5 protein-coding genes are annotated in these 16,179 nt (G+C 53.7%); all 5 read right to left on the bottom strand.

Annotated elements, in window-relative coordinates; translation table 11 throughout:
* Positions 1-1,281, bottom strand: a 1,281-nt coding sequence (locus tag Q7U71_00615) for a hypothetical protein (protein ID MDO9390261.1), incomplete at its 3' end; no start/stop codon positions are given.
* A 260-nt stretch (positions 1,282-1,541) separates the two neighbouring features.
* Positions 1,542-5,996 (bottom strand): carboxypeptidase regulatory-like domain-containing protein, encoded by a 4,455-nt coding sequence (locus tag Q7U71_00610; GenBank protein ID MDO9390260.1) that lies wholly within the window; start codon positions 5,994-5,996, stop codon positions 1,542-1,544.
* A 214-nt stretch (positions 5,997-6,210) separates the two neighbouring features.
* Positions 6,211-11,319: a S8 family serine peptidase gene (locus Q7U71_00605; GenBank protein MDO9390259.1), complete on the bottom strand. Its 5,109-nt coding sequence runs from the start codon at positions 11,317-11,319 to the stop codon at positions 6,211-6,213.
* A 355-nt stretch (positions 11,320-11,674) separates the two neighbouring features.
* Positions 11,675-14,083 carry a T9SS type A sorting domain-containing protein gene (locus Q7U71_00600; protein ID MDO9390258.1) on the bottom strand — a complete coding sequence of 803 codons (2,409 nt, stop codon included), beginning with the start codon at positions 14,081-14,083 and terminating at the stop codon, positions 11,675-11,677.
* 16 nt (positions 14,084-14,099) lie between these two features.
* Positions 14,100-16,179 (bottom strand): FlgD immunoglobulin-like domain containing protein (locus Q7U71_00595; protein MDO9390257.1); only part of this gene is annotated, 2,080 nt, incomplete at its 5' end.

The raw sequence follows: 16,179 nt of genomic DNA, 5'->3' as shown, positions 1-16,179 counted from the left end.
GATTACTGATTGGCTCTCGGCTGGTGATTTTTTAGAATAAACACCCGACATATAAAATATTTCCGGGTTTACTGCGTCCCAACCGCTAAAATCTGACCAGACCAGATGCAAATTGCCCGGATAATCCACTGCGGCCGAAGGATTAAGCGAGGAGGAACCATTGAATGCAGTAAGAGTAGTTTCGGGCTGCCAAATGTTACTCACTGATTTTCGTTGGTATATCTCGTAACTGCCGTCGCGGTCATCGGCCCAAAATAGGTTGACCGTGCTGTCGCCCTGGCACAGTAAAAACGGCTGCCGGGAATAATAGGGATCTTCTGTCAGCCTGATGACATTGCCCCAGGCCTGGGTCTGGACACTGAATCGGCGGTAATAAATCTCGAAATTACCGTCTCTCAGATCTTCCCATGCGGCATATAGATTACCGGCCTGATCCCCGGCCAAACAAGGGGCAAAGGCCCCGTAAGAACTTTGGCTGATGGCGCTGTCGGTACCCCAACCAGAGGCTGAATATTTTTTAAAATATATCTGATTGCGGCCGTCCCGGAAATCCTGCCAGACTACGGCCGGTTGGTTGCCGGACATGGCGATGCTGGGAAACCCGGCATAGATTCCCTGGGGACTAAGACAGATATTCCCACTCCAAGCACTGCCACCGATCGAAGATATATAAAATATTTTAAAAGTGCCTTGCTGGTTATCCTGCCATGCGATATGAACGCTGGTATCTGAACCACAGGCAATCACCGGCCGCCAAGAATAGCCCTGAGAGCTGTTGGAAGTAATATTGACCGGTTTTTCACTCAGCCCCGGTACCCATGCCCCCTGGCTAAGGCGGCGGTAAACGATGTCGTAGATGGAGACCCCCTCGCTGGACTCAATGAAATCGTTGGTCTCCCACACAACGTGTAAAGCCCCGGAAGCGTCGACCGCGCAGGAAGGATACCAGTTATGACGCCGCCAACTGACATTGTTATAATTCATGTACCCTATCCTGGTACTGACGGAATCCCATTCTGTTCCGTTATACTTAATAAAATATATCTGGTGGCCAGTATTGCTATTGATGTCCACAGCGTTGTACCAAACCAAATAAACTGTATCTCCCCTAACAGCTAAACTATGGGCCTGGTTTGAGGCGGTCCATGATGATCCGGGTTGCCAGCCCACAGGCAATTGAACTGACGACCATTGCTGGGCCCAGCCTTGTCCGGCCATAAACAGAACGAATAAAAATATTTTACGCACGGCAAAACTCCTTAAATAAAAAACTGGCATCATTTGATAAATGATACCAGCCCGATTTGACCGCGATCCGATGGAATACGGCCGGTATCATTGTTAAATAAAACAGCCCCACTCCTTGCAAAAGGCAATAACCGCCAGAACTGTTTTACTTACATTTACCGGACGCTAACTTTACTCCCCTTTAAGTTACTGAATGATAATATATAAACAGACCGTTGTCAAGAGGAAAAAGAAGAATGTCTGGCACAGCCAAAACAAAAGGTTCTGGCCGTGCCATTTTGGGTTGTGTTTTACTACCTTATAACCACTAGTTTTTTAACCGCGCCATCTGAACCAGTGGTCAGGCAATAGAGGTAAATGCCGCAAGCCACTTTACGACCAAAATTGTCCCGGCCGTTCCAGACCACCGTATGCCATCCGGGATCCTGCATACCCTGAGCCAGCACCTTGACCTTTTGCCCCAGCACGTTATAAACAGTCAGTTCAACTGAGGACCTTGCCGGCAGCTGATAATTTATGGTTGTTTGGTTTTTAACCGGATTGGGGTAAGCCAGGCCCAGTTTGAAACGGTACTGGTCGACGGCAACCGGGGTCCCTTCTATTCCGTTTCCATCATATGTCGGAATAACGGTAACCCGTCCCCATTTCACTAAGACATTTTTATACGTTGTATCCACCGATCCTGATTTATAGAGATTGATGTCGTAATAGCCTGGCTCCAATGACGCCAAGGTATATGAGCCATCAGACTTTGTTAATTCAGCGTTTTTAGTTTGAGACCCTTTTATGGCCCTAGCCAACACTCCGGAAAGCGGTGTTTTATCCCAACTTTCAACTATTTGGTTTATCGCCCCCGGCTTATAACCAAAATATACCGAGTCGCTTATGAATCCATCCCTGGACATTCCTCCCACCACCCAGAAACCCATGGAATCCTGGGAACTGACCGAGGCCTGGGCGATCCCGGTGGGATAAGCTGTATTAGCCAGCCAGGCATTGCTGAACGGACTGTAACTGGAAATTTCCGGAAGATAGCCAAATTCGCTTTTGCCGCCTACCAGGTATAATGAATCATTTACCGCTGCCGCTCCGCCGTAACCCAGGGAATAACCTATACCATAGCGGGTACCCCAGGCATTGGTGACCGGATTATACCTTTGGTTGGTCGTCATGTATGTTCCATCCAATTTTTTCCCGCCTACGGCATAAACCCGTTTTACCCCCAGACTGTCCAAGGTGGTCACTGCAGCTCCGCTCCGGCCAAAGGCTGGACCACCCAATAGGGCCTTTTTGGTGATCCAATTATTGCTGGAGGACAGATATATCTCTACTGTGTCTAATCCGACAATGAGGTTGTTTTCCCCGCCCACCGCATAGACCGAATCTTTGATGCTGGTTATCCCCATGAACGCCCGGGGGGTTGGCATGGCAGGCAGGCCCGTGATCCAGCTGTTGTTGGAAGGATCATAGGCTTCCAACACTGAAAGGGCCAAGCTGTCCTGGGTATAGCCCCCGATCACGTAGATAATGCTGTCCCCCACCGAGGCGCATCCCAGCCCGTAACGGGCGGTGGGCATATCGGCCAAAACGGCCCAGGGAGTTCCTCCCACTGTGTCGGCGGAAGGATCATAGCGGTATGCAGTGTTCCTGGCCACGGCGTAGTCCCGTCCGCCAAAGACATATATCTTGCCCCCCAGCTGGCAGGAAGCGGTGCCAAAAAGCCAGTTCGGCATTTTGGTTTTGGCCGCCCAGGCCAACCCGGAGGAAGAAAATGTTTGAGACAGACTGGCGCCAGCATAGGAAGTGGAATCCGTTTGAACCGCTATCCCCATTAAATTCTGGGATGAATACCCGGCGGCGCTGAGGTCAGCATCATATGCCCCTGCCGCCAACCCACCAATGCTGTAATTGCCGGAGACATCGGTAGTGTCTGAAGCTGATGCCGGGCCGGTTATGCTGATGATGGCATTGGCCACCGGGGTCAGGCTGTCGGATTTGGTAATCCTTCCTTCCAGCCATCCACCCGCCGAGTGCAGAACCTTGTTCACAGTGATTGATGAATCGGCCTGCAGGCCGAGGTCGCGGACTACCGTGGTTATGTAACCTGGTGCAGACAATAGCAGACTGTCGGTGGCTGAGGTCAGCACCGAAGCAAATGAATAATAGCCTTCGGTATTGGTGAAAGTGCTGTCAACATTGCTGCCCTTTAAAGCAACCTTTGCTCCGGCCACCGCAGTTGAGCTATCAGCCCGGAAGACATACCCGCTGAGAGCGGCGTTATCCGAAGCCAGGACAAAGTCAAGTCCGGTGGTATCCTTTCCGGCGGTGATGGCGGCATTGAAGGATATGGCCTGCCGGACGTAACCCGGCGCCGCCGCCAGCAGGGAATCGTATGTCCCGGCCTCCAAATTGGCTATGAAATAGCGCCCAGTGCCATCAGTAAGGCCGGAGTCCACCGCGGTGGGACCCTGATATGCCTTGACTACTGCATTCTCCACCATCCCCCGGCCCAAAGTTCTGGCCACTGTCCCGGAAACGGAGCCCTGGGAAGTAACCATCGCCGTTCCGGGGTTGTTCCAAAGATACAGAGCCGAGTCGGAGGCCGCCTGGATCTCGGCCAGGTTGTTGCCGGCTACCACGGCAAACACCGCCTTGGCGGAATCTCCGGGGCTCATGTTCCATGGTCCCACCGATAACATCACGTTCTGGGGACCCAGATCGTTACTGTGATGCTTGACCAGGGCGTTGGTCATTTTCAGGTAACGGTAAGTGACATACACCGCAAAACCAGCGGCGCCATTCGGATATTTTGTGCCCAAGATAACTATATAAGTTACGGGATTGAAGCTACCCCCAGTGAAATAGTTTGTGCCGGTGCCAGCGCTATTGTCATAAACGCCTAATATTTCTACCACTTTGGCATAGTCTGACCAGATTGCGTTTGAAAGATCCATCAAACTGTCAGAGAGCGAGGTATAATCCTGGTTGTAAAGATAATTCTCGCGTAAGAAATATCCAGTGGTATCATCCGGCAACGGGGAACCCAGCATAATCTGGCCTGTTCCCTTGTCGCAACTGCCACCGCTGTAATAATCGGTTCCGGACATCAGGGTGTCGCTCTGGCGGTAGACCCCGGCCACTTCATCCAGCCCGGTGGGGTCGGGCAGTGTCAGGTTGGTATAATCGACCGGCATCACCCCGGTCTTGGTGTGGTAATACTTATAGCTGGCGATGACGTTGTTAAGTTTATACCCGTAGTCAACATACAGAGAGGGGTTGTTTACCAAATATTTATACGAAACATAAAGCGGGTTTCCCAAATCAGCATAAAATATGCCTAAGGTTATGGTTCCAGAGGAAGAAACAAAACTTCCCCCGGTATAGTAGTTTATCCCCGTATCGGACGGGTTGTCGTACACTCCCAATACTTCGTATAATGGCAACGATTGAACAGTTACGGTCACCGAGTCTGTGGCCATGTTGTTTTCAAAGTCTATAGTGTCAAGTTTTACGTAAGGTGTCCCCAGGGTGATAATGCCGGTGGCCGAAACAAAGCTTCCGCCGCTGTAGTAATTGAGGCCGGTGCCGGCAGCGTTGTCGTAAACTCCGCTTACCTGGCCCACCGGCAGGCCCATCACCTGCACGGTCAAGGTATCAATTTCCGTAACCATCTCCTTGGAGACCGATTTCAATTTATTGGCCCTGGGGATTCCCAGGGTGATAATGCCGCTATTGGCGTCAAATGTTCCGCCGTCAAAGTAATTCAAACTAAGATGTGACGTATCGTTTACATCCCATACTCCGTCCACCTCGGCCAGCACTATCCCGTCCAGCTTCAGGTGGAAGCTGTCCAGAGTCCGCTTGGGTGTGTTGAACCGGGGGATCAGATCCGTGTCAAATTTGCCCCGGGAAAGGTAGAAATAGCGGCTGCGGTAATCCAGGATCGCATCATCGCTTTGGGGTGAAGCCGAGGCCCCCCGCCAGGCGCAGGCTCCGCTTAGCGCCGCCGGACTGCCGTCTATATCGTTGGCCTGCAGCAGCCGGAAGCCTATGTAAGGAGCGCTTGCCCCATAAGTGTTCTGGCACTGTACCGAATCGGCTGTAACATACAGCATATTGCGGGGGAGCCCGTTAATCGGATCAACGGCAACATCGTAGCCGGAATAATCGATGTTCTCGGTGTTGGTGGCCTGGGTCTTAAAGACATTGGCCAGATGCCACAATCCGGCATAGGCGCTGTCTATCTGGGCGGCGCCTTCATTTTTAAAGGAATATTCCAAAAGATAGAATTTGTCAGCCGGGCGGTAGCTCCACTGGTGGGCCTTTACCGAAGCAGTTATCCCCAGATTGATGCCCTGGTTTACCGCCGGGTCGTCATCGGTCAGGTTAAGCTTAAGTTCCAATGGAGACCTAGTGCCTGGTATGGAAACCTGAACCCCCAAGCTGTCCGGGGCCCATTCGCTGACGGCCTGGCCCAATGAATTAATCCTGCCGGATGAAACGCCAAAACTCTGTTTCCCGTCAACCGAGCCGCCAAACCAAAGCCCTCCCAGCCGCAGCAGAGAGGATCCCTGGTAAAGTCCGGCCGGGTACAATAAATTGGCAGTGGTATCGCCCATCAAACCATTCTGCCAAAGCTCGGTCTTTATTGAACCGGCATTGATGGCAGCCCGCTCCCCGGCGTAAGCCGGAATGAAAACAGTTGACATTAGGAATAGTATTGCAAACACGAACAGTGCTTTCCGCATGGTAAAAACTCCTTTTAAATTATATTTTCTTGCCCCAAGGATATCAAATATTATAGTATTTATGCCGCTTTTTGTCAACAATAAGTTTGCTGAACATGGGGAACAACATCCAAAGATACAACCTTCAGGCCGTGGCTGATGTAAATCCCCCAACGCCAAAGTTTAGGGGCCATTCCCAAAGGAATGACCCCTAGAACTTAATTGGCCGCTAAAACTATTTTAACAGAGTCACCTTTTTGGCTGCCTGATATTGCTGGCCGCTGGCAGTTTTAGCGCTTAGCCTGTAGATGTAGACACCGTTGGATAACGCATTGCCGTTGTCGCCGGTTCCATTCCATGCGGTCTGATAATAACCCGGATCCTTTACGCCTTCATCAAAACTGCGGACCACCTGCCCGGCGATATTGTAGACTTTTAGCGAAACCTGGGATCTCTCCGGCACCTGGTAGCTTAATGCCACCGAGCCTCCGAAGGGATTGGGCCTGGCCTCCTGCAGGGCGAAGAACCTGGGTGCCGGTAAACCTCCTGCCAAAGCGGACATGGGTCCGTACTTTGTTTTGGAGCTGTCATTATCCACCTGCACCAGCATATAATAATACCCCTGGTTGGCCTGGACGGTTAGATCGGTAAATGTGTATTCTTTGGTCTGGCTTGAGTTTCCGGCCGCTTCCATTTCGGCGATCTTCTGGTAATTCCCGTCCGGGGTCAGGCTGCGCTCGATCTGCCATTTATAGGAATTGCTCTCGGAAGCGGTCTGCCAGTTAAGCACCACGCCGGGCTGGCCGGTGGTGGCAGTGAACAAGGAAAGCTCGACCGCCACCGGGTCCAGCGGAAGAACGTCCACGACCTGGAGGAAGGTTGACGATGACAGCACGCCCCAGTTCAAAGCGGACTTGGACTTGGAGGGAGAGGCGTCCTGGGCTCTGACATACACGGTGTAGGTTCCGGCCGCCCACCCCAGGGTGGAGATGTTCACGTTCACGGCTTCCTGGATGGAGTTGAACGAGCCGTCAGTGGGATTCATGGCTACCACCAGCTTGGTGGTGCTCCCGGTAACCACTGAACAGCGCACCGCGTTGATATTGGAGAGGCCGGTGGTGGAATCGCTGGCTAAGGCCGCCACGTTGACCGCCCAGCCGGTGGAGTTGCCCACCGGATTGCGGTTAAAGCGGATGGTGCCGGGCTTGATGATGGGCCCGGTGTAATCGCCGCCGGTCCGGCTGAGGGTAAAGTTGCCCACGGTATCGGAGCCGGACATGGCTGGATAGATTCCGGTATCCTGAACCCGCACCCGCACCTGATACTGGACGCCGTTCTCGCGGGTGCTGACATCCCAACTGTATGGCGAGACCAGGGTAGCCGGGGTGCCCTTGGCCAGGAGATTCCAGCTGGCTCCGCTGTTGCTGGAGTATTCCACCCAGGTGGTGTCTATGGTGGCTCCGCCCTTGGCATATGAACGCCAGGCTATGCTGATGGGGCTGGTAGTATAAGAGGTGCCTGCCACCGGTGTCTGAATGGTGTCGTAAGGATGGTCATGGCCTATCAGCCAGATGAACATCTTATTCAAAATGTCAACCCGGGTGGCGCTGGCATGGTCTACTGTATCCAGCTGGGTGATCTCGAAGGCGTTCATGATGGCCCTGGTGGTGCGCCCGCCCCAGACCCCGTTACCCAGGGTGCCCATGGTGGCGGCCGATTCCCACTTGGTGGCAGCCGAATCGTAGGCACCCTCAAAATGCCAGGCATGGCTGCCGGTTCCGGCAGCTCCGGTATAGCCCGGAAGACCGGCCGAGGTTACTATGCTGTCCCCGGCAGCTCCGGCCCTCCAGCTGCTATGACTGACGCCTGCGGTGTAAACGCCTGAGATCGGATCGCTGGCGATGCCGTAAACCATGTCCGTCATAAGGTTATTGGTTGAGGCAATATCGCCCTTGTAAGTGAAGTGCAGGTAGTTGCGACAGAAAGTGGTATCAACCTGCCGTTCTGCGGCCGATTTCACCGTGGTGGCGTTGGCATAGGTATCCCAACCCAGGTCGTTGGCTACCACGGCGAACCTGGCCCCGGCATTATGGTAAAGGATCAGTGTATCGCGCTGCGGAGACCTGAAGGCGGGATAATTTCCGCCGGTCGGCCCGTCCTGGGCCACCTGGATGTAAACCGCCTTGTATTTTTTAAGCTGGGTGGTGGTGACTATGCCCTGCAGTTGGGTGGACCACCAGTCGTAGGTCCATCCGCCCTTGTTCAATGCGTCGGTCAGATAGGGGCCGTGAATGAAAGAGTTGGCATAACCGTCATCGTCCCAGACTATGACCAGCACATCGCTCTGTCCGCTGCCCGATCCGGTGCTGAAAGTGTAGTGGCGGCCGCCGTTGTCGTCGCGGACCGTGATGCCCCGGGCATCCTTGGATTCCACGTCATAGTAGTAGACCATGTTCTGGGCCAGACCGGTTACCGGGAACTGATGGCTGACCACCAGCGGGGTGTCGGCACTGGCTACGGAACCCAGGGCCGTGGTCAGGCCATAATAGACCTTGTTGGAAGCATTCCGCGAAGTGGTCCAAATGATCTTCTTCTGGGTACCCACTGGCGGTATCATGTCCGTGGCGCTGACATTGGTGATGGTCAGCAGATCGGCGTCCATCACCGCCTTGGCGGTGTCGGCATAGTCTACGGCTGGAGTAACATCATTATAAACCACATATACGGTGTCGTTCTGGTCGCAGGTAAGCTGGTCGTTGTTAAGCACCATGTTGCCGTTCATCAACGGCATGGTGCCCCGGTATAACCCGGTACCCACCAGGCTCAATAGCAAAGTCTCGGGGTAAGATGCACCCTGTTTGGGTTCGGAAAGTTTTGACCAGACGAAAACCGTGCAGTTTCCGGTCTTGTCAAAGTCATTCACTTCTATCTTCAAGGTATCTATGGAGCCGGCGGCGGATGGAATGACGTAAACCGGTTTATTCAAGTATACCTTCCCAGTGGCGGCAGGCAGGGCAGTTCGGTAGGTAATGACCAAAGCAAAGGGCTGCGGTCCCATCACCACGTTATTCCCAGAGACCCTGATCTTCCAGGTGCCGGCCTTGGGGGCTTTGACCTTGATGCCCTCCATCACGTTGATATTGTCGTTGGTGGAGGCCAAAGAGTCGGACTGCTTGCCGATGGTGGTATAGGTCTGGAAACGGTTGCCCCGGAACCGTTTGGGAGTAATAGCCGTGGCCGGTTCATAAGCATCCAAATTCAAGTCATTCACTATGGCCCGACTGGCGGTGGTGGATCCGGGGTAATCTGACCAGGCCAGTGAAATTTTGAGTCCGGTGGCGCCAGCCGGAATGGCCAGCTGGTATTCCATGGCCTCACCAGTGCTGACCCCCACCCGGTTATCCTGCAGCAGCATCTTTACCTGGTCGCCCGAAAAGAACAGGGCGGTGTCCAGGTTGGGCCGGCCCCAGCCGAACAGCGAGTCCAGGGTAAAGCTGCCGTGCGGGCCCGAAGTGGAATCGGCGCTGATGGCCAGAGTGGCCTTCATCAGGGCTCCCGAGGGGATGAATCCGTCGGCCGCAATCTTGGTTCCGGTGGGATACCAACCGTCCACGAAATACTGGCGGATGAGAGCGGTGGTGCCAGCGGTGATGGGGCAGGCCATGGAGGTTCCGTCCATGGACAGGGTGCCGTTGTCCACCCCTCCGTTGGCCGAAAGAATGGAAGTGCCCGGGGCCGAGACCGTCGGGTTTAAGCGCCCGTCGGCATTGCTGCCCCATGAGGAGAACGAAGCCTTGGTATTGGCGCCGCCGCCGCCGTTGAGACTGGCGGCCGCCATGGCGGCCACTGCCACGCCGTTCTTGTTGGTGGCCGGAGATCCGCACAGGTAGTCGGGATAAGTGGTGCCGCCGTCGTTGCCGTCGGAGATGAGGAAAATAAAGTCCTGATGACTCCAGGTGAACATATCGCACTCCATGGCGCTGCCGTCATACTGGCCGTAGGCCGCAGAACCCCAGGAGTTGGAGGAGATGTAGGCCCGGGGAACGCCGTTGGCTACTGTGCTGTCCCAGCCCCAAGAGCCGACTATGTTCAGGTCGCCGGTGCCGAAGACCGATCCGGAGTCGCCGCCACCGTCTATGAACAGAAGACGAGCCATCCGGGCGATGCCGTCCATGCCATAGGCGCCTCCCTCGGAGGAGTCATCACCGGCAATGCTGCCGGCGGTATGGGAACCATGATATGATTCGGCAGCCTCGTCACCGAACTTGGACATGGATCCGTGGTACCAGGCCCCGCCGGTTTCGTATTCCCAGGCTCCTGACCGGTTGCCTACCACTTTGCGGTGGTTGGTGTCCCAGTACCAGGTGGTGTAATGCCGGGCGTTGTCGTCAAAGAAATTCTGGCTCTCGCGGATGCCGGTATCCAGGTCCTGTACGATCTGGCCCTGACCCAGGATGCCCCGGGCCCAAATGCCGCGGACTCCGGCGGTTAAAACACCGGACTGCATCACCGGCTGGCTGTTGTAGTTGTGGGTCTTGAAATTGTTCATGGGCTCTATCCAGTATATGCCCTTGGCATTGGCCAAAGTTGTCATTTGGTCCTGGGTAACGTCAACAAAGATCTTTTTGTTCCATTTTCCCGGGGCCCATTCCACCGAAGATTTCATAAAAACCTTGTGGCCCACTATGGCTTCCACCTGGCTGACCGTGGCGGCCAGGTCTTCGGGGCTGAACACCAGAATGGTGGCCCTGAAGGTTCCACCCTTGGCCTCGGAGGCCTTTTTCTGTGCCCGGGTGGAGATTTTGTAAGCCGGTTGGAACAGCCCGGTATAGCTGATGTTGCTTTTGGCGTTGACCAGCTTGGCCCGGGCGGTCTCGGTCATCCGCACCACGAAGGCGTACTGGGGCAGATAGAACATAATCTCGGCGCCCTCGGCTTCCAGCCCCTTGCGCCAGGATTCCTGGATTGGTCCGTTGAACTGGACGATGTAATAGGTGGTTTCGTCGGCCTTAGGCTGGCCGTATTTAAGGTCTTCCGGCAGTTTGGGCTCGCCGGCCTTGGCGTCAATTTTGTAACCGTTGGAAAATGTGATGATGGGGGAAGCCTGCGCTTCCACCGGCACGCTGATCCTGGCCTGTCCGGCCCAGACGGCCTGGTCGGGAATGACTGCTGGCGCCTTTTGGGCAACCGGCTGGCTGTTGACAGTACTGATGATGGTAGCTTGGGGTTGACCCTTGATGTCCGCCTTGTAAGCGGTCACTTCGTTCAGGCCAAAAGCCACCAATAAAGCCAAGCCGGCCAAAGCAATTATTGCCGTGGTTAGCAGACTGGTTTTCCGTGCCATAAAAACCTCCTAAAGTTTATTATGAATTATCTGTTTATTATTATATACTATAAGCCTTTTAAATGCAATATCTGTGCCATAATTTTGCTTTTCAAAACAATATCGTTAATCATAAATCGTTAGCAATTAGAGAGTTATAATTTGTGCTATTTTTAAGGTTTTTATAAGATTTTAATATTTTTCACATTCTTGCATTCACTCAATATGTTTATAATATAAATAGTTAATTTATCAATACATTAGGGTGGTGCATATTTTACATCTTACAATGCAAAAAGGGCGGGAACACCGTTCCCGCCCTTTTTATGTACTCTGGGTTTACCTTAAGTTTACCCGGATAAGAAAACCCGCCTTGCTAACGAAGAACCATCACCTTCTTGGTCTGGTTTTGATCCTTGGTCACCAACCGGTAAAGATATATTCCATTGGAGACCTTGTTGCCGGATTCGTCATTGCCGTTCCAGGTGATCTTTTGCACACCGGCCGGACGTTGTTCGTCGCAAATGGTTTTTACCAACTGGCCAGCAACGTTGTAAACTTTAAGAGAGACGTTGCCGGATGCCGGCAGGCTGAAGCTGATGGTGGTATTGCCGCTGAAGGGATTGGGGAAGGCCTGATAAAGCAGGGCCGCATCGTTGACCAGGCCAGCCTCGGATACCGCCTCGCCAGCTACTTTGTAGAATGTCTGGATGCCGAACCAGTTCAGGCAACGGCCGATGAACTGGGTCCGGGATAACTTCCCGGCTGAGTTTTTCAATATCGTCTCCAGCGGGATGCTGCTGTAAACCGCTTTATAAACGGCGGTGGAGCAAATGACGACCCCGCTGCCTCCGATGGTCTTGGCCGTAAACAAAGAGTCGGCTCCGGCTAATGGTAATACCCTGTCTATTGACTTATAATTTCCGGCCGTCCCCAGGGAGGAAAGATACAAGGTGTCCTTGATCCCGTTACTGATCGGCAGCCCGGGTTTTCCGATGAAGGTAATGTAGGTCAGCGCAATGTTGAAGGTGTCAAACTGTACCTTCAAATAATTATGATAGAAGTCCACGGTGTCGCTGTTGATCTTCCCGCCAAGACTCTGTCCCAGGTTTTTGGAGGAGAGCAGCAGATTTCCGCCCCGGTCCAGGAAAGCGCTCAGGCTGTCCCGGTCGGTTTGATTCAGGGTATTGACGCTGTCGTCTCCGGTAAACCAGATCAGGGTATTGATGTTATGGAGCTGGGACAGAACACTGGCCTTGCGGTTGTCCCAGTAGCCAAAGGTGACCCCGTTGCTGTCTAAACAGCTAATGTAATAGGGAGCATAGTTGTTGGCGGCCAGACCGTCATTAACCAATAGCAACTTATATTCCGGACTTCCGATATAAAAAATATTGGGCGTAACCTGCCCGCCGGCAGGATAATAAGCGGTATTTTTCTGAAGTGTTCCGCCGGCAGTTAATGCCCCGTCATAGGCGGAAACATAATACTCTACCAGCATTCCGGGAGCCTGCACCGGCAGGCTGGCCTTGTACTCATCGGGATTGCCGGTGGCAGTCATCGGCAGATAATTCCAGGAGGTATCAATGGCCGACGGCTTAGTCCTGAAATATATCCTCGCCTGGGCAATTCCGGAAGTGTCGCGAAAGTTTGCCGTTACCTCAAACGGTCCGGTAAAAGAAGTATTGTCCAGTTGGGTAACATTGGTAATGCTTGGTACGGTCAGATCCAGGATGCGGAAGGAATAGGGAACCCCTGAACTGGTAGTGGCCGGAACGTAAGTATAATTCCCGGTCAGGCTGTCGGTGGCCTTTAAATACCACTGAACCAGCAACGGACTAACCACCGCCTGCTGCTGCTGGGGTATGGTGTAGTAGTATACGTCAGCGTTCATGCTGTCCCGGGCAAATGACTCCCAGATGCTGGCGCCGCTGTTGAACACCCACAGGGAATCATTTATTATCGCCCCCTCGGCCTTGTAGGTGGTCCAGACCACAAAGGGGCCGGGCAGCTCTGTATTGGCCAGGATTTTAGTATTGGCGGGCTTGGGGTCCACCAGATTGAACCAGTTCATGGTATCACGTTTGAGTGGGTACTGGGACCAGCTGCCCATGGTGTCGTAGGCGGTTAAAAACCAGCTGACCTTGACCGGGGTCTGGGAGTTCCCGGAAAACCTGGGCATGCTGTAATAGTAGAAGCTGTCCGCACTCACGCTGTCCCGGGAATAACTGGCTCCGCCGGCGATGTCGCTGTAAATAATGTCCCCGGTAACGGAATCGCCGAAGGCGGTGGTCAGCCTGGTCTTGACCACAAAGGGACCGTTGAAAAAGGTGTCCTTTAGAGCGCTGACGTTGGAGAACCGCGGGGTGTAGATCGTGTTGGTGAAACTATAGTAGAGATTCGGACCCGGATCCTCAGTATATTCGGCAGAGGGGTTTGAGGCATAGACCTGATAACCTATGACCACCGGTGTCTCCAGTCCCAGGGGAATGGCCGGGATTTCAAAGAAGAAGGTGTCTCCCGACTGCGTGTATTCCTCAATCCAGTTGTCATCGGTGGCACCCCAGCCGTTGTATGACCAGGACCATGGCCCGTCAGTGGGATTAAAACAAAAACCCAGGGCTGCATAATCCACACCATCGGCGCATTTGATCACCGTCCTGACGGTGAAAGGCCCGGTAAAACTGGTATCCGGCCACAATGTGGTCACGGTTATGGACGGAGCAACAGCCAGAACCGAGCCGGCCAGGCCCATCAAAGCCAGGATCATTAAAAATATTTTTTTCATTATATCTGTCTCCTTCCTACTTCACTATTATCAGTCGTTTGGTCTGGCTCAGGCGCTCCTGGCCGTTCTGTCCCCTAGCCTCCAGCCGGTAGAAATACACGCCGTTGGAGAGCATCCTTCCCTGTCCGTCCTTGCCGTTCCATCGGATGCTGTGGTATCCGGCCGGGTAATCACCCGAAGCCAGGGTCGACACCTTTTGTCCGGCCACGTTGTAAACTCCAAGCTCCACCCGTGAGGCTGCAGGCAGGGCGAACCGGATCTCGGTATTGCCCGTGAATGGGTTGGGCTTGTTCTGCTCCAGGCTGAACCGGGCCGGGATGACGCTTACCGGCAGGCCTTCAATTCCCAGTTTCCAGGCCGTTACCGTGATCCGGGACCACAGGGATTTCAGGCTTTCGTTGGCCGGGACCAAAGTGTCATAGGCCGTTAAGGCGTAATTGTAGGTCAAGCCGGCCTGAACTGTGGTATCGGCAAAAACTGTATCCGGGTGCAAAACTGTGCCTAATTTGATCCAAGCCGGTATCCCGCTTTGCAGCGAGCGGTATACGTTGTAGCCTTTGACATCCGCCTCGGAATTGGCCAGCCAGACGCACTTGACGGTATCATAGCTCTGCGCCAGGATCAGGCCCTGGGGAACCGCCGGAGGAATATAATCCCCATTCAAGCCGGGCTTAAGCGAGTTGATGACGCGAGCCATCAAGGTATCCCGTTTTTCCGGAGACGAGACAGCCTCGTAGGGGAAAGAAGTGTAAACCAGATTGTAGCCCAGTCCGGCATCATAATAGCGCAGGCCGTTAAAGGTGCTGTCATCGTTCATCATAAAACCAACCACCGGGTAATTGGCGGAATCGGGATTAAGTGAATAGGCCCGGTCCGGACCGGTCCAGATGGCGTTGCCATTAAGCCGGTCGTACAAAAGCGAATCGGCCAGCCCGCCGCCTATCGGGTCCCCCGCCACTCCGTAGCCCTGGTAGGTGGTGGTGGCTGCCCAGCCGTTCTCCGGAGCCAGATGCAGGTAGTCCATCCAGATGTTGGGGTGAACAGTGGTGTCCAGCTGGGTGCCGTTGGCAAAGAAGAAATACTGCCCGGACATCCACATGTTCCCGCCGTTGTTTAAGTAAGACAGTATGCATTCCTGATCCTTTATGGTAAGAGCCTTGTAAATAGCGCCGGTCCGGAAATCAAAATTGGATCCCAGATTCCAGATCACCAGCGGATATTGCTCCAGGTAGCCGGGGGTCATCAGCTTGTTGCTTCCTATGGTCACCAGCGAATATTTGTAACCCAGGTTGGCCAAAGAGGATTCCATGTATTTGGTCCAGGAGTTATCCGAAATATCCGCAGCATTTCCATCGTTGTCAACCAGGCAGATGGTGCTGGCCGACGGCAGGGGCTCACGGGTCTTGCCCCAGACGATGAAGTCATCCATGTACATGCCTTCGCCCACATTATTGTCACCGTCGGAGCCGAAACCTACACGGACCATCACTGTCTTGCCAACGTAGTTGGTCAGGTTTACCTGGGTGAAGATGGAGGAATTGTCCCTCCACACCTTGGAGGAATCAATTCCGATGCCGTAATTGTCCACCCAGTTCCGCCCGGAATCGCCGGAAAGTTCGACTTTATACCAATCATTAAGTTTGTTGAGATCTTTGCCATCATCAGGGATATCGCACCAGACCTTGAAGTCAACATAACAGGGATCGGTGTTCCTGACTTCGGTCAAATTTATGATTGGGGAGGTCACGGCATCCGACTGCCCCCATTTGTAGACCCCGGTACTTTCGTTCCCGTTCCACCAGGCAGTGACCGGACTGTTGGCCCGCCTGGTGCTCCTGTGCCAGTAATATTGTGGCACCTTGCCGTGGGCGCGCCAGTTGCCCATTCCAGATTCGCAGTCCTCAAAGAAAGTGCGGCCAGAGGTTCCCCCTGCCGTCACGGTATCCACCGCAATGTTGTCCAGGTACCACATGCCGTGGTAGGTAACGGCGGACTGATGAGACTGATCTGATTGCTCCGCGTCGCTGGTGCCTATGAAAGCCAGCTTGACCTTCTGCCCCTTGTAGGCGCTAAGGTTAAAAGCCACTTGATGCCAG

The organism is bacterium, from assembly GCA_030655055.1.
In the GTDB taxonomy this organism is placed as follows: domain Bacteria; phylum Edwardsbacteria; class AC1; order AC1; family EtOH8; genus UBA5202.
Note: the sequence above shows the minus strand (reverse complement) of the source record. Positions and strands in the feature narration are given on the sequence as shown.

Coding starts and splice junctions, on each gene's coding strand:
- Q7U71_00610 (MDO9390260.1), bottom strand. CDS start 5,996: ATGCGGAAAGCACTGTTCGTGTTTGCAATACTATTCCTAATGTCAACT.
- Q7U71_00605 (MDO9390259.1), bottom strand. CDS start 11,319: ATGGCACGGAAAACCAGTCTGCTAACCACGGCAATAATTGCTTTGGCC.
- Q7U71_00600 (MDO9390258.1), bottom strand. CDS start 14,083: ATGAAAAAAATATTTTTAATGATCCTGGCTTTGATGGGCCTGGCCGGC.